This is a genomic window from Mesorhizobium sp. B2-3-11 (assembly GCF_006442215.1).
GTDB classification, from domain to species: domain Bacteria; phylum Pseudomonadota; class Alphaproteobacteria; order Rhizobiales; family Rhizobiaceae; genus Mesorhizobium; species Mesorhizobium salmacidum.
On record NZ_VFVS01000014.1, the window covers coordinates 12,038 to 36,698 of the forward strand.

Consider the following 24,661-nt stretch of genomic DNA (forward strand, 5'->3'; position numbering starts at 1 on the left):
GAAAAAGCCGGGCAGAACCCGGCTTTTTCAAGATGACCACGGTATTTCCGGTTATTTTGCCGGTGCGGCCGGCGCAGGCGCTGCCGGAGCGGCAGGCGCCGCAGGCTTTGCCGGGGCGGCTCCATCAGCTGGCTTGGCGGGCGCGGAGGCGTCCGCGGCGGCGCCCGGCGCCGGCAGCGGCTTGGGGTTGTCCGACAGCGTGCGCAGATAGGCGATGACGTTGGCGCGGTCTTCTTCCTTCGGCAGGCCAGCAAAGCCCATCGCCGTGCCCTTCACGAATTTCTTCGGCGAAGTGATGAAGTGGTTGATGTTGTCGTAGGTCCACTTCTCGGAGCCGCCCTTGGAGAATTCCTTCATGCCGGCCGAATACGCGAAGCCTTCATGCTCGGCGACCGGGCGGTCGACGAGATCCCAAAGATCGGGGCCGACCTTGTTTGGGCCGCCCTTTTCGCCGGAATGGCAGGCCTGGCACTTCTTGAAGATGGCAGCGCCCTGGTCGACGCTGGCACTGGCCAGGAGGTCGGCGATCGGCTTTTCGGCTGCTGCCGGCGCAGCCGCGCCGCCTTCGGCAGGTTCGGTCGCCTCGATGGCGAAGCCGGGCTTTTCCGGCGCGGGCGAGGCAAACAGCGCGTCCGACACCAGGCCGACCGAGAAAACGACGAAGACAGTTCCAAGCAATCCGGCGAGCAGTTTGTTGACTTCGTTGGAATCCATTCGCCCCTTGCTCCCTTTTCCGGCGGACTGATCCGTCCACTCCGTCCGTCGGTATCGAGACCTGCCCTCCAGAGCCGGTCAAATCGGGCGGAAACTAGGTCTTTTGCTCGGGCGTTGCAACACCTATAAGGGCGCTGCCAGTGAGACCTTTTGCCACTTTTCCCCTCCTCGTTTCGGACGCCTTGCCAGACCGATGTCCACCTTGATCCTGATACCGGCCCGCATGGCCTCGACCCGCCTGCCGGGCAAGCCGCTGGCCGATATATCAGGCGCGCCGATGATCGTGCATGTCGCCCGCCGCGCGGCCGAAGCCGGCCTTGGCCGGGTGGTGGTCGCGACCGACACGCAGAGCGTGGCCGAGGCGGTGCGCGCGCATGGTTTCGAGGCGGTGATGACGCGCGTGGATCATGAGTCCGGCTCGGATCGCATCCACGAGGCGTTGGTTGCTCTTGATCCCCTGGGCAAGGTCGAAACGATCGTCAATGTGCAGGGCGACCTGCCGACCATCGATCCCGCCATCATCGCCGCCTCGCTCAGGCCGTTCGAGGACGCCACGGTGGATATCGCCACGCTCGGCGTCGAGATCGTCCGCGAGGAGGAAAAGACCAATTCCAACGTCGTCAAGATCGTCGGCTCGCCGCTCTCCGGCACGCGGTTGCGGGCGCTCTATTTCACCCGGGCCACGGCACCGTGGGGCGAGGGGCCGCTCTATCACCATATCGGTCTCTACGCCTATCGCCGCGCCGCGCTCGAGCGTTTCGTCGCGCTGAAGCCGTCGCCGCTGGAACGCCGCGAGCGGCTGGAGCAGCTGCGGGCACTGGAGGCCGGCATGCGGATCGACGCCGAGATCGTGCAGTCGCTGCCGCTCGGCGTCGACACGCCGCATGACCTGGAACGCGCCAGGGAAATTCTTTCAAACTGAGATATCCGCATGCCTGAAAAGACCAACAGAATATCCTTCCAGGGCGAGCCGGGCGCCAATTCCGACACCGCCTGCCGCAACGTCTATCCCTCGATGGAGCCGTTGCCTTGCCCGACCTTCGAGGACGCGTTCAATGCCGTCGAGACCGGCAAGGCCGATCTCGCCATGATCCCGATCGAAAACACCATCGCCGGACGCGTCGCCGACATCCACCATCTTCTGCCGGAATCGAGGATGCACATTGTCGGCGAATATTTCCTGCCGATCCATTTCCAGCTGATGGTGCTGCCCGGCGTCAGGCGCGACGAGATCAAGACCGTGCACACCCACATCCACGCCCTCGGCCAGTGCCGCAAATACATTCGCAAGAACGGCTGGAAGGGAGTAGTCGCGGGGGACACGGCGGGCGCCGCCAAGATGGTCTCCGAGGTCAAGGACCGCACCATGGCCGCGCTGGCCCCGGCGCTGGCCGCGACGCTCTACGGGCTCGACGTCATCGAGGAGAATGTCGAGGACACCGACAGCAACGTCACCCGCTTCGTGGTCCTGACCAAGAGCAAGCAATGGGCCGAGCGCCCGGCACCCGACGTCAAGATGATGACGACCTTCATCTTTCGCGTCCGCAACGTGCCGGCCGCGCTCTACAAGGCCATGGGCGGCTTCGCCACCAACGGCATCAACATGACCAAGCTGGAGAGCTATCAGCTCGGCGCCTTCACGGCGACGCTGTTCTACGCCGACATCGAGGGCCACCCAGACGATCCGCTGGTCAAGCTGGCGCTGGACGAGCTTCGCTTCTTCTCGCGGGAAGTGCGGATCCTCGGCGTCTATCCGGCCAGCGAGTCACGCGAGCAGTGGAAGGTGGCGGATTGAGCTACCAGCCCAGCGGCACGTAGTCGATCTCCATGAAGGTCTCGACCTCGGGTACCCAGCGGTCGCGCACGAAGGCGACATGATCGGGATGGTCGTTGTACCTGGTGTAGGCGGCCTGGTCGGCGAACTCCATCGAGAAGCCGAACCGATAATCTTTCTTGGGGCTGATCTGCCGCAATTGCTCGAAATGCGTGACGCCCCCGATCGCCGAGAGGATTTTCCTGGCGTCGACGAGAAATCGCTTTTCCTCCAGCGAATGCGGCGGGTGCTTCAGCGTGAAGACGACGGTGTGACGGATCATTTGTCTCTCCTGCAATGACTTCGATATTCACAATTCGCTGTTGACCCAGGCACGGATGAGGTGATGCGCGATGGCGCCTTTCGGCGGCGTGACCAGGGCGTGGGGGTGCGCACGGTCCAGCATCAGGCGCACCTCGTCGCGCAAAAACCAGCGGCAGTCCTCCAACTCGTCGAGATCGGCCTGGATGTCGTCGTTGAGCGGCTCGCCGAAGCAGCCGATCATCAGCGAATAGGGAAACGGCCAGGGTTGGCTGGCGTGGTAGACGACGCGGCCGAGCCGTATTCCGGCTTCCTCCAGCGTTTCGCGGCGCACCGCCGCCTCGATCGTCTCGCCCGGCTCGATGAAGCCGGCAAGCGCCGAATACATGCCCGGCCCGAAATGCCGGCCGCGCCCGAGCAGGCATTTCTCCCGCGTCGCCGTCAGCATGATCGCCACCGGGTCGGTGCGCGGAAAATGCTCGGTGCCGCAATTGGGGCAATGGCGTTTGTAGCCACCCGCCCGCATCTGCGATTCGGTGCCGCATTTGCTGCAGAAGCGGTGGCTGGCGTGCCAAGCCAGCAGGGCCGCCCCTTGCGCCATCGCGCCGGCGGCGGCCTCGTCGATCAGCCCTTGCATATAGACCGAGCGGTAATCGATCGCCTTGACGGTTTCAGGCAACTGTTCGGCATCGATGCCGGCCAAGACCGCCAGTACCGGCCCCTGTTCGGAAAACCCGAGCAGGACACTTTGGTCGAAGGAAGGGCGGAAGGGCTCGCTCTCGGCGACGCGGTACCAAGGGTCGAAACCGCCATCCGCCAGTTTCAGGTGGAGCCGGCCGCCATTCATCAAAAGCAGCCGTGTCGTCGGATCGGCCAGCGCCTTGTCGACCGAATCGTCTGCGCGGTTCTCGGATTGCCGGTCGATCGTGTTGCCGGCAAAGCCGACGAACTGGCTTGGCTCGCGCAGGGGCGCGTCAAACAGACGGAAGCTCATAGGGACTCTGCTGCTTTGGGATGGACATGCTTGGGATGGACACGGGGAAGGCTTATAGCGCTGCCCTTATCGTTTCGGCAAACCGGCGCAGGTCGGAACGCTCATACGGCTCTCGCAGGCCATGTCCCCACACCGGGCCGGGCCAGCCGGGGTCGCCCTCGGACCGTGCGACGATGTGGACATGCAGTTGGCGCACGATGTTGCCGAGCGCGCCGGTGTTGATCTTGGTGCAGCCGCTCACCTTCTTCAGCGCCTGCGCCACCATGTTGGTCTCGAAGGTCAGCATCGCCTGGTCGAGCGGCGTCATGTCGTGGATTTCCTCCGCGCCCGGGCGCTGCGGCACGAGGAGCAGCCATGGCCAGCGGCGGTCGTTCATCACCCGCAATTCGCACAGCCCAAGCCACATCAACTGCTCGCTGTCAGCCTCCAGCCGGGCATCCAGCGTGAATCCGGCCTTCAGGCCCGGCAGCATCGGCGTTTCCCTTGCTTTTCTTGGCTTCCTCAAACCCTGAACGCTAAAGCGGCTGCACCGGGGCTGCAAGCGAATCTCGTGGTTCGCGGTGCCGATTTGCCTGCGCACTTGCATTTCGTCGCGCAATTGCCGATATGGACAGCGGGAGGTTGGTGGTGGACGATCCACTCGCCAACCGGGTCAGGTCCGGAAGGAAGCAGCCCTAACGAGCCCGGAACGGGTCATTGTTCCAGCCTCCCACCTCATCGGCCCTCCTCGCGACATTGACGACGCATTGCAGCGCGGGCGAGACTATGCGCAGGAATCGGCGCCTTTGGGCGGCCTTTTGGAGCTTAACGGGCGAATGAGCGAAGCCGGAAATTCGGGGCCCGATAGTCTGGCGACGGGCAAGGCCGCTGCCTATCGCGTGCTGGCGCGCAAATACCGTCCGTCGAATTTCTCCGAGCTCGTCGGCCAGGAGCCGATGGTGCGCACCCTCACCAACGCCTTTGCCACTGGCCGCATTGCCCAGGCCTGGATGCTGACCGGCGTGCGTGGCGTCGGCAAGACCACGACGGCGCGCATACTGGCGCGTGCCCTGAATTATAAAACCGCCACCGTTGACCAGCCCTCGGTCGACCTCGCCGTGCTTGGCGAGCATTGCCAGGCGATCATGGAAGGCCGCCATGTCGACGTCATCGAGATGGACGCCGCCTCGCACACCGGTATCGACGACATTAGGGACATCATCGAGCGCGTGCGCTATGCGCCCGTCTCGGCTCGCTACAAGGTCTACATCATCGATGAAGTGCACATGCTGTCCACGCAGGCCTTCAACGGCTTGCTGAAGACGCTGGAAGAACCGCCGCCGCACGTCAAGTTCATCTTCGCCACCACCGAGATCCGCAAGGTTCCGATCACCGTCCTGTCGCGCTGCCAGCGTTTCGACCTGCGGCGCATCGACGCCGGCGCGCTGGTCGCGCATCTCTCCTCGATCGCCGGCAAGGAAGGCATTTCAGTCGACGACGACGCGCTGGCCATGATCGCGCGCGCTGCGGAAGGTTCCGCCCGCGATTCGCTCTCCATTCTCGACCAGGCGATCGCCCATGGCGCCGGCTCCGTCAGGGCCGAGGCCGTTCGCGCCATGCTTGGCCTGGCCGACCGCGCCCGCATCGTCGATCTGTTCGAATATGTGATGAAGGGAGATGTGGCGGCAGCACTCGGCGAATTCCGCGCGCAATACGACACCGGTGCCGATCCGGCCGCCGTGCTCACCGATCTGGCCGAGTTCAACCACCTCGTCACCCGTTTGCGCTTCGTGCCGACCGCCATGGACGATGCCTCGCTGTCGCAGGACGAGCGCCAGCGCGGCGCCGATTTCGCCAGGGCGCTGTCGGTCCGCGTGCTGTCACGGACCTGGCAGATGCTGCTCAAGGGCATTCCCGAAGTGCAGTCCTCCAACCGGCCGGTCAGTGCCGCCGAAATGGTGTTGATCCGGCTGGCGCACGCCGCCGACCTGCCGACATTGGACGAGGCGCTGAGATCGCTGGAGAGCGGTGCTTCGACGACTGGCGCCGCGCCGCGCCCGAACGGCGCGCCCGTGAACCCCGGCAATGGCGGTGCAGGCGGCAATGGCGCCAGCGCCGTGGCGCAGGCGCGCATTCCTGGCGGGTCGGGCGGCGCGCAGACCATGCGGCTGGTCGAGGCCACGCCCGCTCCGGCCGCCTTCGTAGCGCCCCCGCAACCTGCGCCGGAGACGCAAGCCTTACCGCTGAAATCGCTGGCCGACATCGTTGCCCTCGCCGACGCGCAGCGCGACATCGCCTTCAAGGTGCTGGTCAAGCGCTGCATCCGTCTGGTGCACATCGAGCCCGGCCGCATCGACGTCAGCCTGACCGATGACGCGCCCAAGATGCTACTCAACGAGCTGACGACGAAACTGCGCGCCTGGACCGGCCGCAGCTGGCTGGTGTCGCTGTCGAAGGAAAACGGCGGCCAGACGTTGGCCGAAATGGAATCGACGAAGCGTGAAAACGCCTTCCTCGACGCCAGGAACGACCCGACCGTGGCCGCCATCCTGGCCCGCTTTCCCGGCGCCAAGATCATCGATGTGCGAATTCCAGATACGCCGGACGCCGACGCGACCGAGGCCGAAATGCCGGTCGAGCCGCCGGCCGATGACGACGAACCCTGATATCCAGCACTAATCCGCAAAGGATCGGACCATGAAAGATCTTCTCGGCCTGATGGGCAAGGCGAAGGAAATGCAGGCCAAGTTCCAGGCCATGCAGGATGAGATCGCCACGGTCGAAGCCGTCGGCCAGGCCGGCGGCGGCCTGGTCAGCATCACGTTGAGCGGAAAGTTCGACATCAAGTCGCTGAAGATCGACCCCTCTTTGTTCAGGGAAGACGAGGTCGAAATCCTCGAGGATTTGATTCTTGCCGCGCACAATGACGCCAAGGCCAAGGTCGAGCAGATCATGCAGGAAAAAACCAAGGCGTTGACCGCCGGCCTGCCCATCCCGCCGGGAATGAAACTGCCTTTTTAGGCGTTCGGTGCGCCCATGATCGGCGAGCCGTCAGAAAGACTGATCGAGCAGCGTATCCGCAACAGGATCTACGAGATTCTGGAGATCCTCGCCGACTGCGATGCAGGTGTCGATCTCGTCGGCATCAAGGGCTACTTCAATCTCTTCGAGGATTTCGTGCACCGCCCGTCGATCGAGGCCGGCACGTCGGCGCTTTCGAAGGATGAACGCGCCATCGTGCTGGAAATCGCCGAGTTCCTGGAGGCGGCCTCCGAAACAAATCCTGATTTCACCAAGGCCGAGTTCATCGACAGCGACTGGCCGGGCAAGATCGCGCCGACGGCCAGGGAGGCGCGGGCGCTGTTTCTCAGGCGGGGCCTGTTTTCAGACACGATCGAAGAGATCGAACCCGGTTGGCCGGCAGCAATCGCCGCCGGGCGATAGACTGTTCTGGGAAGCCGTGGCGCGCTCTTCCCGGCAAAAAGCGTATGGCGTTTATCCCAGCGGAATTGCGGCAAAACGAAGAAAAGGCGGTCATCGTCCGTGTGAAACGACGGCCCGATCCATCTGGAAAGCCTCGATTTGTGTCAATTAGGCAACAGTCCGCCGTTAATAACGTTTTGGCCATCATTTTGCCCGAAAGTGTCTCATTCTTGCCGCAGCCTGGGGGCGGGCATTGAAGTGAGAGGGTTACCTGTTGATAGCCACGCGATGGAAGACGCCGCTATTGCTCGGCGTCGTCACGTCTCCCCTTTTCTTGGCCGCTTGCAGCCAGACCACCTCGCACGGCATGTCGGTCGCCAGCCTGACCGACGCCATCACGCCGAGCTTCCTGAGTTCGCGCGCCTACAGCCATACGCCGAAGGACAGGGAATGCCTGGAACGGGCGATGTTCTTCGAATCCAACCGGTCGAGCCGCGATGGCATGATCGCCGTCGGCACGGTGGTGATGAACCGGCTGCGCTCGGGCAATCATGGCAGCACCATCTGCCAGGTGGTGGGCGAGCCCGGGCAGTTCGCGCCGGGCGTCATGACCAGGGCGATGAATTCAAGTGCAATGCCCGATGTGGAGGAGGCCGCCGACGCCGTGCTCAAGGGCGAGCGCAAGGCCAAGCTCAAGAACACGATGTATTTCCACACCGCCGGCCTGCGCTTCCCCTACAAGAACATGCACTACACCATGGTTGCCGGCGGCAATGCCTTCTACGAAAAGCGCGGCCGCAACTGGCAGCCGCTGCCGGATGAGCCGATGGTCGCGTCGGCCGAGTCGCCAGCCGCGTTGCCGGGAGTACCCGCGACGCGTGTCGCGTCCGTCGAGATGGTGCGCCCGGCCAAGGCGACCGCCCGCAATGCCCCGGCAGAACAGGTCTACATGACCGCAGCGGCGGAACCGGCCAAGCCGGCGCCCGCTCGCACTGCCCCCGCGCAGCAGACCTATCTGACCGCATCCGCGGCGCCGTCGGCAAAGTCCGCGCGAGTCCAGGCGAAGCCAATCGAAATTGCGATGCAGGAGCCGATGGAAGAGCCGGACGCCGCCCGTTTTGGCGGAACCTTGAACAGCGGAACCTCGAACAAAAGGGTCATCTCCTCGGTCCAGGACGCTCCGCAGGAAGCATCGATGGGATTCCAGTCGACGCCTGAGAACACCGACGCCATAGGCGCGATGATCGTCAGCCAGGGTCGCCCGCTCGAAACCAACTGATTCTCGCATGGCAGCATGGCGGACCGTGCGTCGACAGGGATGTTTCAAACCGCTCTGAAAAATCCTAGATCAGTGCGATGTCCAAGCGAATCGCCGGTCCCGAGATTGAACGCCTGATCCAGCTTCTGGCCAAGGTGCCGGGGCTTGGCCCCCGTTCAGCTAGGCGCGCGGCGCTGCACCTGATCAAGAAGAAGGAACAATTGCTGTCGCCGCTCGCCGCCGCCATGGGCGAGGCCGCCGACAAGGTGCGCATCTGCTCGACCTGCGGCAATGTCGACACCTCGGACCCCTGCATGATCTGCACGGACCCACGCCGCGATGCCGCCACCCTGATCGTCGTCGAGGACGTCTCGGATCTCTGGGCGCTGGAGCGGGCGGCGGCGATGAATGTGCGCTACCATGTGCTCGGCGGCACGCTTTCGCCGCTCGACGGCATCGGCCCCGATCAGCTCAACATCCGTTCGCTGGTCGACCGCATAGCCGGCGGCGAGGTCAAGGAGGTCATCCTCGCCGTCAACGCGACGGTCGAGGGCCAGACCACCGCGCACTATCTCACCGATCAGCTCTCCGGCTTCGAGGTCAAGATAACGCGTCTGGCGCACGGCGTGCCGGTCGGCGGTGAACTCGACTATCTCGACGAAGGTACTCTGGCCGCCGCGCTGCGCTCGCGCACGGCGTTTTGACCAGATCGGCGGAGAGGATGCGCACGATGACCGTCACGCATCTTTCGAGGCAGGTGGTGCACGCCCGCCAACCTCTCAGGTTGGCTTTCCTTTCCTTTCTGGCCGCACTCCTCGCCGTCCTCCTCACCATCCCCGCATCCGCCGCCAAGATCGACGACCAGTTCCGCGCATGGCTCCAATCCGACCTCTGGCCCGACGCCAAGGCGAAAGGCATTTCCAAAAGCACGTTCGACGCCGCGTTCACCGGCATCGAGCCCAATCTCGATCTCCCTGACCTTGTCTTGCCAGGCGAGAAGCCGAAGACGCCGCAAAAGCAGCACCAGGCCGAGTTCGGTTCGCCCGGCGCCTATTTTGCCGAGAAGACGGTTCGTGCGGTGACATCGGGTGGACGCACCCGCGAAGCCGCCAATGCCCGCACGCTTGCCGCGATCGAAAAGCGTTACGGCGTGCCGGGTGAAATCCTTCTGGCGATCTGGGGCCGCGAGACCGGATTCGGCGCGGCGAAGATGCCCTACGACGCCTTCGAGGTGCTGGGCACCAAGGCGTTCATGTCGACGAAAAAGGATTTCTTCCGCACCGAGCTGCTGGCGGCGCTGGAAATCGTCGAACGCGGGCTGGCCCCGGTCGGCGCGATGAAATCGTCCTGGGCCGGCGCGCTCGGCCAGCCGCAATTCATGCCGACCTCTTTCCTGAAACATGCTGTGGATTTCGACGGCGACGGCCGCGTCGACATCTGGAATTCGACGCCTGACGTGCTGGCCTCGATCGCAAATTACCTTGTCCATTATGGCTGGGTGAGGGGACGCGGTTGGGGTTTCGAGGTGACCGTTCCCGAGAGCGTCTCCTGTTCGCTGGAAGGCCCGGACCAGGGCAAAAAGATTTCGCAATGGGCCGCCATGGGCATCAAGCGCGTGGGCGGCAAAGCGTTCCCGGCGAGCGAGCTGAAGACGGAAGGCTTCCTGCTGATGCCGGCCGGCCGCAGCGGCCCGGCCTTCATCGCCACCCCCAATTTCTACGTGCTGAAGGAATACAACACCAGCGACCTCTATGCGCTGTTCATCGGCCACGGCGCCGACCGCATTGCCCATGGCGATCAGAATTTTTCCGGTAACTGGGGTCCGGTCGGCGATCTCCACCGCTCCGATATCGCCGCCTTGCAGCGGACCCTTGAAGCCAAGGGCTATGATGTTGGCAGCGCCGACGGCCTGCCGGGCTTCAAGACCCGCCGCTCGATCGGCAGATGGCAGGAAAAGAATGGTCAGGCGGCCACCTGTTTTCCTGATGCCGGTCTGGTCGCCGCGCTGAAATAGCTTCGAAATTTTAGCAGATTTTTCACGATCCGCGGCGTCATTTGGCCGCGCATGCGTCGACACGCCGCCGTGCATTCTGCTCCACTGAGGCTGTCTCGCAAATCCTCGTTGCCGGGCCGGGTGTCGCCGGATAAGGTATTGACCAACTGGACAAAAACCACGACGTTGGTGGCTCAGAGGCTCTCGTCGAGCCTTGAAAGAACACCGCAACCCTGAGCCGGGAACTCAGGTCAACAAACAACAAAACAGGGAACAATCATCATGATGATGGAAAAGCTTGCTCTACGATCCCGCACCTTGCTTGCGGGCGCCGCGGTGTCGGCGCTGCTTCTGGCCGGCGCGCCGGCTGGCGCGGTCACGCCCGCCGACACGCTTGTCGAAGGTTTTGCCATCGACGACATCATCTCGATGGATCCGGGCGAGGCGTTCGAGCTGTCGACCGCCGAAGTCACCGGCAACACCTATGACCTTCTTGTCCGCCTCGACCTCAGCGACACCTCCAAGGTCAAGCCCGACCTCGCCGCAAGCTGGACCGTCTCCGACGATGGCCTGACCTATACGTTCAAGCTCAAGCCGGGCCTGAAATTCGCTTCCGGCAACCCGATTACCGCCGCCGACGTCGCCTGGTCGTTCGAGCGTGCCGTCAAGCTGGACAAGAGCCCGGCCTTCATCATCGATCAGTTCGGCATCAGCGGCGACAACGTCACTGAAAAGGCCAAGGCGGTCGACGACACCACCTTCCAGTTCACCGTCGACAAGGCTTACGCGCCAAGTTTCGTCCTGAACTGCCTGTCGGCCACCGTCGCCTCCGTTGTCGACGCCAAGCTGGTCAAGGAACATGTCGCGGCGGTGACACCGAGCGCCGACTACAAATGGGATAATGACTTCGGCAATGCCTGGCTGAAGACAGGCTATGCCGGCTCGGGCGCCTACAAGCTGCGTGAATGGCGTGCCAACGAGGCGGTCGTCATGGAGCGCAACGACAATTATTACGGCGAAAAGGCCAAGCTCGCCCGCGTCATCTACCGCAACATGAAGGAAAGCTCGGCCCAGCGCCTGGCGCTTGAAGCCGGCGACATCGACGTTGCCCGCAATCTCGAGCCGAATGACCTCGACGCCATCGCCAAGAACGCCGACCTCACCACCACCAGCGCGCCGAAAGGCACCGTCTACTACATCAGCCTCAACCAGAAGAACCCGAACCTCGCCAAACCCGAGGTCCGTCAGGCCTTCAAATACCTTGTCGACTATGATGCCTTGAGCTCGACCATCCTCAAGGGCATTGGCGAAATCCACCAAACTTTCCTGCCCAAGGGCGTGCTCGGCGAACTGGACGAAAACCCGTTCAAGCTCGACGTCGCCAAGGCCAAGGAACTGCTGGCCAAGGCAGACCTGCCCGACGGCTTCAGCGTCACGATGGATGTACGCACCGGCCAGCCGACCACCGGCATGGCGGAATCGATCCAGCAGACGCTCGGCCAGGCTGGCATCAAGCTGGAGATCATTCCGGGTGACGGCAAGCAGACGCTGACCAAATACCGCGCCCGCAACCACGACATTTATATAGGCAATTGGGGCCAGGACTATTTCGATCCGAACTCCAACGCGCAGACCTTTGCCTCGAATCCGGACAATTCGGATGCAGGCAAGTCCCACACGCTCGCCTGGCGCAATAGCTGGGACATTCCGGATCTGACCAAGGAAACGGAAGCGGCACTCCTGGAGAAGGATTCAGGCAAGCGCGCCGATATGTACAAGGATCTTGAGAAAAAGATTCTCGACACCAGCCCCTTCGTCATCATCCACCAGCAGCTGGAAGTCGCGGGTCTGCGCAAGAACCTCAAAGGCTTCGCGCTCGGTCCGAGCTTCGACACCAACTTCGTCGGGCCGGTTTCCAAGGAATAGTGTTCGCGGACACGCCGCATGAGCGCGATTGAAAACGAGGGCGGGCGCGGCAGCGCCCGCGCCGTCGCCCTTGCATCATCGCTCGGCCGTTTCCTGGTCATTGCGGTGACCACCTATCTTGGTCTTCTCGCGGTCACCTTCTTCATTGGCCGCGTCATCCCGATCGACCCGGTGCTCGCCGTTCTGGGCGACCGGGCACCCGCCAATGTCGTGGAGCGCACGCGCCGCGAGATGGGCCTCGACCTGCCGTTGATCGAGCAGTTCTATATCTATGTGAAACACGCGCTGAGCGGCGATTTCGGTATCTCGGTGCTGACCACAAACCCCGTCATGACCGACATCCGCCGCGCTCTTCCCGCAACGACGGAACTTGCGACATTGGGGACACTGATCGGCGCGCTGTTCGGTGTGCCGCTCGGGGTGCTGGCCGCGGTCAAACGCGGCAGTCTCATCGATCAGATCGTGCGCATCATAGGCCTGATCGGCTATTCCGTACCCATCTTCTGGCTGGGTCTGCTGGCTTTGGTGCTGTTCTACGCCAAGCTGCAGTGGGTGGCCTTCCCTGCACGGCTCGACATCGTCTACGAATACACTTTCACGCCGATCACCGGTTTCTACCTGCTCGACTCCGCGATGCAGGGACAGTGGGACGTCTTTTACGATGCCTTCCGCCACATCATCCTGCCGGCCTCGCTGCTCGGCTATTTCTCGCTCGCCTATATCAGCCGCATGACGCGCTCGTTCATGCTCAATGAGCTCGCCCAGGAATATGTCGTCGCGGCGCGCGCCAAGGGCCTGTCGGAAACGCGCATCATCTGGGGCCACGCGTTGCGCAATGCCGCCGTGCCGATGGTGACCGTGATCGCGCTGTCCTATGCCGGGCTGCTCGAGGGCTCGGTACTCACCGAGACCGTCTTCTCCTGGCCGGGCATCGGCCTCTACATCACCAACTCGCTGCAGAACGCCGACATGAACGCGGTGCTCGGCGGTACCATCGTCATCGGCTCGGTGTTCATCGGCATCAACCTTCTGTCCGACCTGCTCTACCGTGTGCTCGATCCGAGGACCAAGACAGGATGAGTAGAGGTATTTCGGGCTTGGCTGCGTCTAGTCACCCCCACTCCGGCCCTTCGGGCCACCTCTCCCCCTGCCAGGGAGAGAGGAAAAGGCGGCCGCATGCTTGGCGCCTTTCCTTTCCCCCGTCGAACCGGGGAGAGGTGGTCTGCGAAGCAGACCGGAGCGGGGGTCGACAGCTTCAAGGGGCATCGTCATGACCGTCTCCGACGCCCGCCCCTTCTCCCGTCGCGCATGGTTGCTGTCGGAGCGGCCGGCATCGCGCATGCAGGCAAGGCTCGGTCGCGCCTATGTCGCGTGGCGGCGCTTTTCCGCCAATCGTCTGGCCTTTGTCGGTCTGCTGATCATCATCGCCCTGCTGCTCGTCGCCGCCCTTGCCGGTGTGCTGGCGCCGTATTCGCCGACCTTCGGTGACTTGAAGAACGCGCGGCTGCTGGCGCCGAGTGCGCAACACTGGTTCGGCACCGACGACCTCGGCCGCGACATCCTTTCGCGCATTCTCTACGGTTCGCGTTGGACCCTCTATGTGGTCATTCTGGTCGCCATCATCGCGGCTCCCATCGGTCTTCTGGTCGGCACCGTCGCCGGCTACGCCGGCGGCTGGACCGATGCCATCCTGATGCGCATCACCGACATCTTCCTCGCTTTCCCCAAGCTGATCCTGGCGCTGGCCTTTGTCGCCGCCCTCGGTCCCGGCATCGAGAACGCGGTGCTCGCCATCGCCATCACCTCCTGGCCGCCCTATGCCCGAATTGCCCGCGCGGAAACGCTGACCGTGCGCAATTCGGATTACATCAAGGCGGTGCAACTGATGGGCGCCTCGCCCTTCCGTATCGTGCTGCGCCACATCATGCCGCTCTGCATCTCCTCGCTGATCATCCGCGTCACGCTCGACATGGCCGGCATTATCCTGACCGCCGCCGGCCTCGGCTTCCTCGGCCTTGGCGCGCAGCCGCCACTGCCCGAATGGGGCACGATGATCGCGTCGGGGCGCCGCTTCGTGCTCGACCAATGGTGGGTGGCCGGTGCGCCGGGCTTCGCCATCCTCATCGTCAGCCTCGGCTTCAACCTGCTTGGCGACGGCCTGCGCGACGCACTCGATCCCCGGAGCAGTGACCAATGAGCGGCCAGACGGGGACACTGCTTGAGGTAGATGATCTGCGCGTCACCTTTCCGACCCGTACCGGCATGATCGAGGCGGTGCGCGGCGTCTCCTTTTCGCTCGGCCGCGAACGGCTCGGCATTGTCGGCGAGTCCGGCTCGGGCAAGTCGCAGACGGGCCGCGCCATCATGGGCCTGACACCGCCGCAGGCCCGGATATCAGCCAGCAAATTGACCTTCGACGGCATCGACCTGCTCGGCGTCTCGCCACGCCAACGCCGGGCGCTGCGCGGCAACCGCATCGCCATGATCCTGCAGGATCCGAAATATTCGCTCGACCCGGTGATGAGCATCGGCCGCCAGATCGTCGAGACTTTGCGCACCCATGAAAAGGTCGGCAAGGCCGAGGCGCGCGAGCGCGCGCTGGCCATGCTGGAGGCGGTGCAGATCCGCGATCCCAAACGTGTCTTCGACCTGCATCCGCACGAAGTGTCCGGCGGCATGGGCCAGCGTGCCATGATCGCCATGATGCTGATCGCCGGGCCGGAAATGATGATCGCCGACGAGCCGACCTCGGCGCTTGATGTCACGGTGCAGCTCGACGTGCTCGGCATTCTCGACAGGCTGGTCGCAGAGCGCGGCATGGGGCTGATCTTCATCTCGCACGATCTGCGTCTGGTCTCGTCCTTCTGCGACCGCGTCATCGTCATGTATGCCGGCAAAGTGGTCGAGCAGCTCAAGGCTTCGGAACTCAGCCAGGCGCAGCATCCCTACACGCGCGGCCTTCTCAACTGCATGCCCAAGATCGGCGCCGACCGTCACCCGCTGCCGGTGCTCGACCGCAAGCCGGAGTGGGCGGCATGACTTCCGCGATTGCCGTCGACAGGCTGGAGGTGATCTTCGACCGCTTCCGCGCGTTGAAGGGCGTCAGCCTCGATGTGCAGCCCGGTGAATCCTTCGGCCTGGTCGGTGAATCCGGCTCAGGCAAATCGACACTGCTGCGAGCCATAGCCGGCCTTGCGCCGGTCGCCTCGGGCAGCATCACCGTCAACGGCAAGACGCTCGGCACGCGCCGCGACAAGGCTTTTTACCGCGAAGTGCAGATGGTTTTTCAGGATCCGTATGGCTCGCTGCATCCGCGCCAGACCGTCGACCGCCTGCTGCAGGAGCCGCTTGCCATCCACGGCTTTGCCGATGGCGAAAAGCGGATTGAACGCGCACTCGACGAGGTCGGCCTCGGCAACGGTTTTCGCTTCCGTTATGCGCACCAATTGTCGGGCGGCCAGCGCCAGCGCGTGGCGATCGCGCGCGCGCTCATCCTCGAGCCCTCGATCCTGCTGCTCGACGAGCCGACCTCGGCGCTCGACGCCTCGGTTCAGGCCGAAGTGCTCAACCTGCTGGAGGAAGTCCGCCGGCGGCGCAAGCTGACCTTCCTGATGGTCAGCCACGACCTCGCCATCATCACCCACATGTGCGAGCGGCTGATGGTGATGCAGGGCGGCGAGGCGGTGGAGAATCTGGTGGCGAACGACCTCGTCGAGCGCCGCGTGACGAAGGACTATACGCGCAACTTGCTCAGGGCGAGCGACGGGTTTGTGAGAACCGCCTCCGATCAAGTTTGACGATAGTTGTCCGACGCGACGATAGTTGTCCGACGCAAAGTGTATTTCCCGCCTCAGGCCGCTCCGCTCTCCGGCAGGACCTCATCCTGCTGCGCTTCGCCTTCCGCCGCGTCTTTCGGCTCCTTGATCCTGAACCACGTCACATAAAGCGCCGGCAGGAACAGCAGCGTGATTGCGGTACCCGCAATGATGCCGCCCATCATCGCGTAGGCCATCGGCCCCCAGAACACTTCGCGGGCGATCGGGATCAGGGCCAGGCTGGCCGCGGCGGCGGTCAGCGCGATCGGCCGCATGCGGTGCTCTGTCGCTTCGATGACCGCGGCCCAGCGATCCCTGCCCCCGGCGACAAGGTCCTCGATCTGGACGATCAGGATGACCGAGTTGCGGATCAGGATGCCGATCAGCGCCAGCACGCCGAGGATGGCGACGAAGCCGAGCGGCGCGCCGCTTGGCACCAGGGCCGCCACAACGCCAATCAGGCCCAGCGGCGCCACCGCCACCACCAGGAACAGGCGCTGGAAGCTCTGCAACTGCACCATCAGGATGGTCGCCATGACGAACAGCATCAGCGGCACCACGGCCGCGATTGGTCCCTGGCTCTTGGCGCTTTCCTCGACCGAGCCGGCGGTCTCGACCGAATAGCCAGGCGGCAGCTTGGCGATGAAGGCGTCGACCGACGGCTTCAACTCGTTGACGACGGTCGCCGGCAGTACGTCGCCAACCAAGCCGGCGCGCACCGTGATAGTCGGGATGCGGTCGCGCCGCCAGACGGTGGGCTGCTCCAGATCGTAGCGAAAATTGGCGACCGCGGCGAGGGGGATCGCCTCGCCATTGCCGGTCGGCAGCTGGATGTTCTGCAGCGTCTCGATCGAGCCGCGCTCGGCTTCGCGCGAACGTGCCACGACGTTGATGAGGTATGTCGCGTCACGCACCTGTGTGATGGTCGCGCCGCCCACCGTGCTGTTCAGCGTGCTGGCGATGTCGGACGAGGTGATGCCGAGCTGGCGCGCCTTGTCCTGCAGTACGTCGACCCTCAGCACACGCTGCGGTTCGTTCCAGTCGAAGGTCGGTGCTGCGAGCTTCGGATTGGCTGAGATCACGCCGGCGAATTGCTGCGCCAGTTCTCGAACCGTCTGGATGTCAGGGCCGCCGACGCGGTACTGTACAGGCCGTCCAACCGGTGGTCCGAGCTCAAGCGGCTTGACGAAGGCGTCGGTGCCGACAAACTCCGCGCGCAGCAACTTCTCCAGCGCCGGCTTCACCCGGTTGCGCGCCTCAATGCTCTTGGTGACAATCACCGTCTGGCCGAAATAGGGGTTGGCCGGCTGCACGTCATAGGCCAGCACGAAGCGCACCGCGCCCTGACCGATATAGGAGGAAAAATGGTCGATGTCGGGATTGCCGACCAGCGCCCGCTGTTCGAAGCGCTCCACCTGGTCGCGTGTTTCGGCAATCGAGGAGTTCTGAGGCAGGTTCCAGTCGACGATCAGCTCCGGCCGGTCGGAAGGCGGGAAGAACTGCTGTTGCACTAGGCCGAAGCCGGCGATCGAGGCAGCGAACAGAAGCACGGTCACGATGATCGTCAGCCAATGCCGGCGCACCGAGCCGACAAGCACGCGCCGGAACAGCGACGTGAAGCGGCCCGGCCGGTCGTGATGCTTGGTCTTCATTGTCGCCGGCAGGATGGTGACACCGAGCAGCGGCGCGAACAGCACCGCCACGATCCATGACACCAGCAGCGATACGGCGATGACGACGAACAGCGTGAAGGTGTATTCGCCGGCAGCACTCGAGTTGAGCCCGATCGGGATGAAGCCTGCGACCGTCACCAGCGTGCCGGTCAGCATCGGGAAGGCGGTCGAGGTGTAGACATAGGTCGCCGCCTTGCGCAGATTGTCACCAACCTCCAGCCGCGCCACCATCATTTCGACCGCGATCATCGCATCGTCGACCAGCAGTCCGAGCGCGATGATCAGCGCGCCCAGTGAAATGCGCTGCAGCGATATCCCCAGATACTCCATGACCGTGAAGGTGATGGCCAGCACCAGCGGGATCGACAGCGCCACGACGAAGCCGGCGCGCATGCCGAGGCTGATGAACGACACAGCGAGCACGATGGCCACCGCCTCGAACAGCGCACGCGTGAAACCCGAGACCGCCTCCTCGACGATGACAGGCTGGTCGGCGACCAGATGCACGCCGACGCCGACCGGCAAGTCGGCCAGCACCTTGTTCATCTCCTCGTGCAGTGCCTCGCCGAATTTGAGCAGATTGGCATTGGGCTTCATGCCGATGGCAAGCCCGATCGCGTTTTGGCCGTTGAAGCGGAACAAGGCCGTCGGCGGGTCGACGTAACCGCGGGTGATCGTCGCCACGTCGCTCAGCCGGAAGAACCGATCGTTGACGCGCAGATTGATGGCGCGCAGGCTCTCCTCGGAAGTGAATTGGCCGCCGACGCGCACGCTGATGCGCTCCGGCCCGGACTGGATCACGCCGGACGGCGTGATCGCATTCTGCGCCTGCAGGCTGGCGACGATTTGCTGCTGGTTGAGGCCAAGCGCCGCTATCTGGCGCGTCGAGAATTCGAGATAGATGGCCTCGTCCTGCGCGCCGACCAGATCGACCTTGCCGGCATTGGGCACGGTCAGGATTTTTGTCCTGATATCCTCCACATAGTCGCGCAATTGACGTTGTGTCAGCCCGTCTGCGGTGAAGGCATAGATGTTGCCGTAGACATCGCCGAAGCGGTCGTTGAAGAACGGGCCTTGCACGCCTTGCGGAAATTGCGCCTTGATGTCGTTGACCATGTTGCGCACCTGAAGCCAGTTCGGCACGACGTCGCGCGCCCTGGTGGTGTCCTTCAGGTTGACGAAGATGACAGTCTGGCCGGCTGTGGTGACTGATTTGGTGTAGTCGAGGCTGTCGAGTTCCTCGAGCTTCTTCTCGATGCGGTCGGTCACCTGCCGCACCGTTTCATTGACCGATGCGCCCGGCCAGTTGGCCTGGATGATCATGGTCTTGATGGTGAAGGCCGGATCTTCCTCGCGGCCGAGATTGAGATAGGAAAACACGCCAGCCACCACGAAGACCAGCATGAAATACCAGACCAGCGAGCGGTGGTTGAGCGCCCAGTCGGAGAGATTGAAGCCTTTCATGAGGCCCCTCCCTCTGGCACTTTGACCTTCTGGCCCTCGCTCAGGTTGTGGACGCCCGCCGTGACGACGCGCATCCCGGCTTCGAGCCCTTCGGCCACCGTGAAGGTGCCGCCGGCCTTCGACGCGACCTTGATATCGCGCATGCTCACGCTGGAGGTCTGCGGGTCGACGATCCACACTTTTTCGGAACCATTCTTGTCGAGCAAAGCCGAGATGGGCAGCTCGATCCTTGGTCCGACCTTGGTCATGCGGATCGCCGTTACCGTCGAGCCGAGCCTGAAGGCCTGCGGCGGATCGGTCAGCGTCAGCTTGACGCGGCGCGTTCGGGTCGAGCCCTCGGCCTGGGGCGCGATCTCGCGCAGCTTGGCCTCGGTCTGAATTGTCGGCAGCGACTGCAGGATGACATGGAACGGCGTGCCGGCCGTTAGATCGCCGGTCAACTGGTCGGGAATGTCGACGACTGCCTCGCGCGGGTCCGAGCGCGCCACAGTGACGACCGTCTGCCCGGGTGAGACCGTCTGGCCGACCTCGGCACCGACGGCGGTGACGACGCCATCGAAATCCGAGAACAGCCTGGCATAGCCGAGTTGCTCCTGGGATTTGGCCAGCGAAGCCTTGGCCCGCTCGACACTGGCTTCCGCGGCTTTGCGTGCCTGCTGCGCGGCATCGAAGACCGATTGCGACGTATTGGCGGACGTGAGCAACTGGCGCTGGCGCTCCTCGCTGGCGGCGGCATTGGCGAATTGCGCCTCGGCATTGGAGAGTTCGGCCTTGGCCGCCTGGACGGCCAACTCCAGCGCGGTTGGGTCGAGTGCCGCGATCGTCGTGCCCTTGCTGACGATGTCGCCGACCTTGACGTCGCGCGAGACGACGCGACCGAGCAGGCGGAAGGCAAGATCGGCGCTGACTTGCGGTTCGACCGAGCCGGCGAAACCGAAGGTTTGCGTGGTGCGCGGCTCGACCACCACCGACAGCACCGGCCGGACGATCTCCGGCGGCTTCTCGTCCGATTTCGAACAGGCGGCAAGCGCGGCAAGGCCAAGCAGGACGGGTAGCAGCCGCTTCATTGCGCCGCTCCCGATATCTCGACCGTCTGGCCGGGGCTGAGCAATTGCCCGCCTGATGTAACGACGCTCTGGCCTTCGTTCAGTCCCTTGGCGATGACGACGGTACCCGAATCGAACGCCAGCACCTCCACCGGCGTCGTCGCGACTGCCTTGGACGCGGGATCGACGATCCAGACCGCCGGCTTGCCGGCACTGGATGTCAGGGCCTGCCAAGGCAACAGGATCGCCTTCGCCGGCTTGGCGCCGACCGAGCCGATCACGGCTGCCCCGAGCGGCATGCCGGCGGGCGTGTCGGGAATGGCGACCTTGACCCTTATCGAGCCTGAAGCCGGGTCGACCGCCGGCGAGATTTCGCGCACCTTGCCTGTTGCCCTGACCTGCGGGTCGGACAACAGCGTGATCGTCACCGCCGGAGAGTCCGGCGTCCTGGCGACCAGCGTCTCCTGCACATTGAACACCGCGTCGCGGTCGCCATCCTCGGCGACGGTGAAGACGGTCTGCGCCGCCTGCACCACCTGGCCGGTTTCGACCTGCCGGGCGGTGATCACGCCGGCCGCACCGGCCTTGAGTTCGGTGAAGGACAGGTTCTGCTGGGCATTGGTGAGCGCGCTCCGCGCGGCATCGACGCTGCCTTGCGCCACCTTCAGCGTCTGGTCGGCCACGTCATAGTCGCGCCTGGTGGTGAAGCCCTGGGCAAGCAGCGTCTTTTGCCGCTCGAAAGTGGCCGCGGCCTGTGTCAATTGCGCCTGCGCGGCATCGAGATCGGCCTGCGCCGAACGCAGATCGGATTCCTGCTCCTGCGGATCGATGCGGGCAAGCACTGTCCCCTGATCGACATGCTGGCCGACATCGACAAGCCGCTCCGCGACGCGTCCGCCAACCCGGAACGAAAGATTGTTCAACGTACGCGCCGCGATCACCCCGGTCAGCGAGGTTCTCGGCGCATAATCGGCCATCGCCACCGTCTCGGTGCGCACCATGACCGGCAGCTTTTTTTCCGCCGCCTCCTGCTTCTGGCAACCGGCGAGCAGCACCAGGGCCGTGCAGGCGAGAATCGAAGCGGCTGGACAAGACAAAGGGGGAGTTTTGGCGGATCGCGGCGAGATGGACGATGTCGCGTTCCTGCTCATGATTCCCTCGGTCGCGCGCCGGTCGCTGATCGCGATCCCCTCCCGGATATCAGGAGGATAATCGATCCCGAAGAAAAGGAAACCGGTGAATCGCCGGACTGGTTAAGTCAGGCCCAATCGACCCGGTGACGGTGCCGACTTGAGGAAAATCTGAAATAAGGCCAGAAGGGGAATTCAACGACATCAAACAGAACGGGCGCCGGCCCGGTAAGGGACATCATGAAGAACTCCGCCATTTCCGAACGCAAGAACCAGTCGATCTCGCGCGGCGTCGGCATGACCACGCAGATCTACGCCGATCGGGCTGAAAATTCGGAAATCTGGGATGTCGAGGGCCGCCGCTATATCGACTTCTCCTCGGGCATCGCCGTCGTCAACACCGGCCACCGCCATCCCAGGGTGATCGAGGCAGTCAAGGCGCAGCTCGACCGCTTCACCCACACCTGCCACCAGGTCGTGCCTTATGAAAGCTATGTGCGGCTGGCCGAACGGCTGAACGCCATGCTGCCCGGCAAGTTCGAGAAGAAGACCATCTTCGTCACCACCGGCGCCGAGGCGGTGGAGAATGCCATCAAGATCGCTCGCAACGCCACCGGCCGCCAGGCCGTCATCGCCTTTGGCGGCGGCTTCCACGGCCGCACCTTCATGGGCATGGCGCTGACCGGCAAGGTCGTGCCCTACAAGGTTGGCTTCGGAGCCATGCCGGGCGACGTCTACCACGTGCCGTTCCCCGTGCAACTGCATGGTGTCTCGGTCGCCGATTCGCTGGCCGCGCTCGACAAGCTGTTCAAGGCGGATGTCGATCCGGCCCGCGTCGCCGCGATCATCATCGAGCCGGTTCAGGGCGAGGGCGGCTTCTACGACGCGCCGCGTGAACTCCTGACGGCGCTGCGCAAGCTCTGCGACCAGCACGGCATGCTGCTCATCGCCGACGAAGTGCAGACCGGCTTTGCCCGCACCGGCAAGATGTTCGCCATGGACCACCATGAGGTGGCGGCCGACATCACCACCATGGCCAAGAGCCTCGCCGGCGGCTTCCCGCTGTCGGCGGTAACCGGCCGCGCCGAGATCATGGATGCGCCCAGCCCCGGCGGCCTCGGCGGCACCTATGGCGGCAGCCCGATCGGCGTCGCCGCGGCACATGCCGTGCTTGACGTCATCGAGGACGAAAAGCTCTGCGACCGCGCCAACACGCTGGGTGCGAGGCTGAAGCAGCGTCTGCAGTCGATCCGTGACGACGTGCCCGAGATTGTCGACATCAGGGGTTTGGGCTTCATGAACGCGGTGGAGTTCAACGACGCCAAGAAGGGCCTGCCGTCGGCCGAGATCGCCAATGCGATCCGCCTGAAGGCGCTCGACAAGGGTCTGATCCTGTTGACCTGCGGCGTCTACGGCAACGTCATCCGCTTCCTGGCGCCGATCACCATCCAGGACGAGGTCATGAACGAAGCGCTCGACATTCTGGAAAGCTCGATCCGCGAAGTCTGCGCCGCCTGAACCACGTTACCTCCCCCTCGTGGGGAGGTCGGACCGCAGGTCCGGGTGGGGGGCTTGGCGCCGACCCCACCCCGCCGCTGCTTCGCAGCGACCCTCCCACAACAAGGGGAGGGCGGCTATCCCGCAGCTGTTGCCGGCTCATTCTGCTGAAAGGCAGCCAGAGCCGCCTTCAACCCCTCGGGACCCACTGCCACCGTCCGCGGCGTTGGCGAAAAACCGGCGCCGAGCATCTTGCGGCCAAGCATGTGGTCGCCGGGGCGGTTGACGGATTCGATGCCGAGCAGCCGGTCGCCGGCATAGTGGTAGATCGAGAATTTGTTGTCGGGCAGGTCGCCCAGCACGACATGGCTGTCGCCGCCGGCGGTCAGGCCGACCATCTGCAGCTTCATGTCCCCGATGTCGGACCAGAACCATGGCACCGCCGAGTAGGCGTCGGTGTGACCGGTAATTGTCCGGGCGGCAAGCCGCGCCTGGTCGGTGGCGTTCTGCACCGATTCCAGCCGCACCTCACCGCCGGTGAACCAGTGCCGGTAGGAGGCGGCATCGCCGATGGCCAGAATCTCCGGCGCCGAGCTGCGCATCTGGTGATCGACGCGGATGCCGTTGGCGACGGCAAGGCCCGCGGCTTGCGCCAGTTCGACATTCGGCACGGCGCCGATGCCGACCACGACCATGCGCGCCGGCAGCCTTTCGCCTGACGAGGTGATCGCGGCCGTGACATGGCCGTTTTCGCCTTCGAGCCTTGAAATCGAGGTTCCGGTGAGGATGCGCACGCCTGTCGCTTCCAGCCTTTGCCGGACATGGCTCGCCACCATCGGCGCCACGGCGCGGCCGAGCAGCCGGTCGACGGCTTCGACGACCGTCACGGTGCGGCCGGCCGCCCGCAGCGTCGCGGCGATCTCCAGCCCGATGAAGCCGCCGCCGAGGATAACGATGTCTTCGCTCCGCGCGCTCAACTCCCGGATCAGCCGCGCATCGGCCAGCGAGCGCAGCGACACCACACCAGACAGATCCGCGCCGGGCAGCGGCAGGGCGCGCGGGCGCGATCCGGTCGCCAGGATCAGATGGTCGAAGGCAAGTACGCCGCCGCCGGCAATGTCGAGACTATGGCGGCCGGCATCGATGCGCTCGATCCGCATCCCCGGCCGGTAGTCAATGGCGCTGCCGGTGTAGAACGTCTCGCCCCGAAGCGGTTGAGGCTTGGCTCCGGCATCCTTGATGAAGGTCTTCGACAGCGGCGGCTTGTGGTAGGGCAGTTCGTTCTCGTCGCCGACCAGGATCACCGGCCCGTCATAGCCATCCTCGCGCAGACTGGCGGCCGCCTGCACGCCCGCGTGACCCGCACCGACAATGACCACGCCGTTCTTCATCGCATTCCGATCCCGCTCGATCCTAGGACGTCTTGCCAAGTGGCAATTGTCTGGCGCCGCCGCAAGAGAGGGTTTGCGGGTCGCACCCGGGACGGCGACTGTCAATCGTACAGTTCGGTGCAATGCCGGCGCAACGGGCGCATAAAGTTGACTATTGCAGTTTAGAATAATTCTAAACTATTGTTTCGATTATGTTTTCCAGCAATTCCCATTGACTTTCATCGGACTCGAAGCTTTAAGGAAGCTCGCGCATTGGCGCATTCCTTTGATGTCTGGGCCTTGAA

The 24,661-nt window shown here is 64.1% G+C and carries 22 protein-coding genes and 1 other RNA gene; 15 read left to right on the top strand and 8 right to left on the bottom strand.

What is annotated here, in order from left to right:
* Nucleotides 1-51: 51 nt before the first annotated feature.
* The gene (locus tag FJ960_RS19070) at nucleotides 52-714 is read right to left on the bottom strand and encodes a cytochrome c family protein (protein ID WP_140716056.1); all 663 of its coding nucleotides are present in this window, start codon (nucleotides 712-714) and stop codon (nucleotides 52-54) included.
* 193 nt (nucleotides 715-907) lie between these two features.
* Between FJ960_RS19070 and FJ960_RS19075 the strand changes: the two genes are divergently transcribed.
* Nucleotides 908-1,636 (top strand): 3-deoxy-manno-octulosonate cytidylyltransferase, encoded by a 729-nt coding sequence (locus tag FJ960_RS19075; RefSeq protein WP_140716058.1) that lies wholly within the window; start codon nucleotides 908-910, stop codon nucleotides 1,634-1,636.
* A 9-nt stretch (nucleotides 1,637-1,645) separates the two neighbouring features.
* Nucleotides 1,646-2,509, top strand: coding sequence for a prephenate dehydratase (locus tag FJ960_RS19080; RefSeq protein ID WP_140507718.1), 864 nt, complete (start codon nucleotides 1,646-1,648; stop codon nucleotides 2,507-2,509).
* Between the two features lies 1 nt (nucleotide 2,510).
* Here the strand turns inward: FJ960_RS19080 and FJ960_RS19085 are convergent, their stop codons facing one another.
* Genes FJ960_RS19085 through FJ960_RS19095 form a run of 3 tightly spaced genes read right to left on the bottom strand, consistent with a single transcriptional unit; the run spans nucleotide 2,511 to nucleotide 4,254 of the window.
* Complete coding sequence (locus tag FJ960_RS19085; protein ID WP_140716060.1) at nucleotides 2,511-2,810, bottom strand: Dabb family protein; 300 nt, start codon at nucleotides 2,808-2,810, stop codon at nucleotides 2,511-2,513.
* Nucleotides 2,811-2,837: 27 nt separating this feature from the next.
* Nucleotides 2,838-3,782 carry an NAD(+) diphosphatase gene (nudC, locus tag FJ960_RS19090; RefSeq protein ID WP_140716062.1) on the bottom strand — a complete coding sequence of 315 codons (945 nt, stop codon included), beginning with the start codon at nucleotides 3,780-3,782 and terminating at the stop codon, nucleotides 2,838-2,840.
* 52 nt (nucleotides 3,783-3,834) lie between these two features.
* On the bottom strand, nucleotides 3,835-4,254 hold the full coding sequence (locus FJ960_RS19095; RefSeq protein WP_140716064.1) for an HIT family protein: 420 nt from the start codon (nucleotides 4,252-4,254) through the stop codon (nucleotides 3,835-3,837).
* Between the two features lie 144 nt (nucleotides 4,255-4,398).
* Here FJ960_RS19095 and ffs point away from each other — a divergent pair.
* The 12 genes from ffs (at nucleotide 4,399) to FJ960_RS19155 (ending at nucleotide 16,158) form a co-directional block, all read left to right on the top strand.
* An RNA gene (gene ffs / locus FJ960_RS19100) (signal recognition particle sRNA small type) lies at nucleotides 4,399-4,495 on the top strand.
* Between the two features lie 102 nt (nucleotides 4,496-4,597).
* Nucleotides 4,598-6,427: a DNA polymerase III subunit gamma/tau gene (locus tag FJ960_RS19105; protein ID WP_140716066.1), complete on the top strand. Its 1,830-nt coding sequence runs from the start codon at nucleotides 4,598-4,600 to the stop codon at nucleotides 6,425-6,427.
* A gap of 31 nt (nucleotides 6,428-6,458) precedes the next feature.
* A complete protein-coding gene (locus FJ960_RS19110) occupies nucleotides 6,459-6,782 on the top strand; it encodes a YbaB/EbfC family nucleoid-associated protein (RefSeq protein ID WP_027142071.1) in 324 nt (107 codons plus the stop codon).
* 15 nt (nucleotides 6,783-6,797) lie between these two features.
* A complete protein-coding gene (locus FJ960_RS19115) occupies nucleotides 6,798-7,205 on the top strand; it encodes a hypothetical protein (protein ID WP_140507708.1) in 408 nt (135 codons plus the stop codon).
* 253 nt (nucleotides 7,206-7,458) lie between these two features.
* Nucleotides 7,459-8,463, top strand: a complete 1,005-nt coding sequence (locus FJ960_RS19120; protein WP_140716068.1) for a cell wall hydrolase — start codon at nucleotides 7,459-7,461, stop codon at nucleotides 8,461-8,463.
* A gap of 77 nt (nucleotides 8,464-8,540) precedes the next feature.
* Complete coding sequence (gene recR, locus FJ960_RS19125) at nucleotides 8,541-9,146, top strand: recombination mediator RecR (protein ID WP_027142068.1); 606 nt, start codon at nucleotides 8,541-8,543, stop codon at nucleotides 9,144-9,146.
* 26 nt (nucleotides 9,147-9,172) lie between these two features.
* Nucleotides 9,173-10,456 carry a lytic murein transglycosylase gene (locus FJ960_RS19130; RefSeq protein ID WP_246672876.1) on the top strand — a complete coding sequence of 428 codons (1,284 nt, stop codon included), beginning with the start codon at nucleotides 9,173-9,175 and terminating at the stop codon, nucleotides 10,454-10,456.
* Nucleotides 10,457-10,717: 261 nt separating this feature from the next.
* Entirely contained in the window at nucleotides 10,718-12,361 is a 1,644-nt protein-coding gene (locus FJ960_RS19135) for an ABC transporter substrate-binding protein (protein ID WP_140716070.1), read from the top strand.
* Between the two features lie 18 nt (nucleotides 12,362-12,379).
* On the top strand, nucleotides 12,380-13,441 hold the full coding sequence (locus FJ960_RS19140; protein WP_140716072.1) for an ABC transporter permease: 1,062 nt from the start codon (nucleotides 12,380-12,382) through the stop codon (nucleotides 13,439-13,441).
* A 190-nt stretch (nucleotides 13,442-13,631) separates the two neighbouring features.
* Nucleotides 13,632-14,558: a nickel transporter permease gene (nikC, locus tag FJ960_RS19145; RefSeq protein ID WP_140716074.1), complete on the top strand. Its 927-nt coding sequence runs from the start codon at nucleotides 13,632-13,634 to the stop codon at nucleotides 14,556-14,558.
* Nucleotides 14,555-15,400 (top strand): ABC transporter ATP-binding protein, encoded by an 846-nt coding sequence (locus FJ960_RS19150; RefSeq protein WP_140507699.1) that lies wholly within the window; start codon nucleotides 14,555-14,557, stop codon nucleotides 15,398-15,400. Before nikC ends, FJ960_RS19150 begins: the two co-directional genes overlap by 4 nt.
* On the top strand, nucleotides 15,397-16,158 hold the full coding sequence (locus tag FJ960_RS19155; RefSeq protein WP_140716076.1) for an ABC transporter ATP-binding protein: 762 nt from the start codon (nucleotides 15,397-15,399) through the stop codon (nucleotides 16,156-16,158). The genes FJ960_RS19150 and FJ960_RS19155 overlap by 4 nt, the downstream gene beginning before the upstream one ends.
* A 53-nt stretch (nucleotides 16,159-16,211) precedes the next feature.
* On the opposite strand, the gene FJ960_RS19160 is transcribed toward FJ960_RS19155, so the two are convergent.
* From FJ960_RS19160 to FJ960_RS19170, 3 genes are read right to left on the bottom strand one after another with little or no spacing between them, the layout of a single operon-like run.
* The gene (locus tag FJ960_RS19160) at nucleotides 16,212-19,313 is read right to left on the bottom strand and encodes an efflux RND transporter permease subunit (RefSeq protein WP_140716078.1); all 3,102 of its coding nucleotides are present in this window, start codon (nucleotides 19,311-19,313) and stop codon (nucleotides 16,212-16,214) included.
* Nucleotides 19,310-20,380, bottom strand: coding sequence for an efflux RND transporter periplasmic adaptor subunit (locus FJ960_RS19165; RefSeq protein ID WP_140716080.1), 1,071 nt, complete (start codon nucleotides 20,378-20,380; stop codon nucleotides 19,310-19,312). The genes FJ960_RS19160 and FJ960_RS19165 overlap by 4 nt, the downstream gene beginning before the upstream one ends.
* A complete protein-coding gene (locus FJ960_RS19170) occupies nucleotides 20,377-21,510 on the bottom strand; it encodes an efflux RND transporter periplasmic adaptor subunit (protein ID WP_140716082.1) in 1,134 nt (377 codons plus the stop codon). Before FJ960_RS19170 ends, FJ960_RS19165 begins: the two co-directional genes overlap by 4 nt.
* A 219-nt stretch (nucleotides 21,511-21,729) precedes the next feature.
* Between FJ960_RS19170 and FJ960_RS19175 the strand changes: the two genes are divergently transcribed.
* Nucleotides 21,730-23,007, top strand: coding sequence for a 4-aminobutyrate--2-oxoglutarate transaminase (locus FJ960_RS19175; protein ID WP_140507689.1), 1,278 nt, complete (start codon nucleotides 21,730-21,732; stop codon nucleotides 23,005-23,007).
* Nucleotides 23,008-23,123: 116 nt separating this feature from the next.
* On the opposite strand, the gene FJ960_RS19180 is transcribed toward FJ960_RS19175, so the two are convergent.
* Nucleotides 23,124-24,377 (bottom strand): FAD-dependent oxidoreductase, encoded by a 1,254-nt coding sequence (locus tag FJ960_RS19180; protein ID WP_140716084.1) that lies wholly within the window; start codon nucleotides 24,375-24,377, stop codon nucleotides 23,124-23,126.
* Nucleotides 24,378-24,661 lie beyond the last annotated feature (284 nt).

Bases quoted from the DNA above. Each gene is read 5' to 3' on its own strand.
- FJ960_RS19070 (WP_140716056.1), bottom strand. From the start codon at position 714: ATGGATTCCAACGAAGTCAACAAACTGCTCGCCGGATTGCTTGGAACT.
- FJ960_RS19075 (WP_140716058.1), top strand. From the start codon at position 908: ATGTCCACCTTGATCCTGATACCGGCCCGCATGGCCTCGACCCGCCTG.
- FJ960_RS19080 (WP_140507718.1), top strand. From the start codon at position 1,646: ATGCCTGAAAAGACCAACAGAATATCCTTCCAGGGCGAGCCGGGCGCC.
- FJ960_RS19085 (WP_140716060.1), bottom strand. From the start codon at position 2,810: ATGATCCGTCACACCGTCGTCTTCACGCTGAAGCACCCGCCGCATTCG.
- nudC (WP_140716062.1), bottom strand. From the start codon at position 3,782: ATGAGCTTCCGTCTGTTTGACGCGCCCCTGCGCGAGCCAAGCCAGTTC.
- FJ960_RS19095 (WP_140716064.1), bottom strand. From the start codon at position 4,254: ATGCTGCCGGGCCTGAAGGCCGGATTCACGCTGGATGCCCGGCTGGAG.
- FJ960_RS19105 (WP_140716066.1), top strand. From the start codon at position 4,598: ATGAGCGAAGCCGGAAATTCGGGGCCCGATAGTCTGGCGACGGGCAAG.
- FJ960_RS19110 (WP_027142071.1), top strand. From the start codon at position 6,459: ATGAAAGATCTTCTCGGCCTGATGGGCAAGGCGAAGGAAATGCAGGCC.
- FJ960_RS19115 (WP_140507708.1), top strand. From the start codon at position 6,798: ATGATCGGCGAGCCGTCAGAAAGACTGATCGAGCAGCGTATCCGCAAC.
- recR (WP_027142068.1), top strand. From the start codon at position 8,541: ATGTCCAAGCGAATCGCCGGTCCCGAGATTGAACGCCTGATCCAGCTT.
- FJ960_RS19130 (WP_246672876.1), top strand. From the start codon at position 9,173: ATGACCGTCACGCATCTTTCGAGGCAGGTGGTGCACGCCCGCCAACCT.
- FJ960_RS19135 (WP_140716070.1), top strand. From the start codon at position 10,718: ATGATGATGGAAAAGCTTGCTCTACGATCCCGCACCTTGCTTGCGGGC.
- FJ960_RS19140 (WP_140716072.1), top strand. From the start codon at position 12,380: ATGAGCGCGATTGAAAACGAGGGCGGGCGCGGCAGCGCCCGCGCCGTC.
- nikC (WP_140716074.1), top strand. From the start codon at position 13,632: ATGACCGTCTCCGACGCCCGCCCCTTCTCCCGTCGCGCATGGTTGCTG.
- FJ960_RS19150 (WP_140507699.1), top strand. From the start codon at position 14,555: ATGAGCGGCCAGACGGGGACACTGCTTGAGGTAGATGATCTGCGCGTC.
- FJ960_RS19155 (WP_140716076.1), top strand. From the start codon at position 15,397: ATGACTTCCGCGATTGCCGTCGACAGGCTGGAGGTGATCTTCGACCGC.
- FJ960_RS19160 (WP_140716078.1), bottom strand. From the start codon at position 19,313: ATGAAAGGCTTCAATCTCTCCGACTGGGCGCTCAACCACCGCTCGCTG.
- FJ960_RS19165 (WP_140716080.1), bottom strand. From the start codon at position 20,380: ATGAAGCGGCTGCTACCCGTCCTGCTTGGCCTTGCCGCGCTTGCCGCC.
- FJ960_RS19170 (WP_140716082.1), bottom strand. From the start codon at position 21,510: ATGAGCAGGAACGCGACATCGTCCATCTCGCCGCGATCCGCCAAAACT.
- FJ960_RS19175 (WP_140507689.1), top strand. From the start codon at position 21,730: ATGAAGAACTCCGCCATTTCCGAACGCAAGAACCAGTCGATCTCGCGC.
- FJ960_RS19180 (WP_140716084.1), bottom strand. From the start codon at position 24,377: ATGAAGAACGGCGTGGTCATTGTCGGTGCGGGTCACGCGGGCGTGCAG.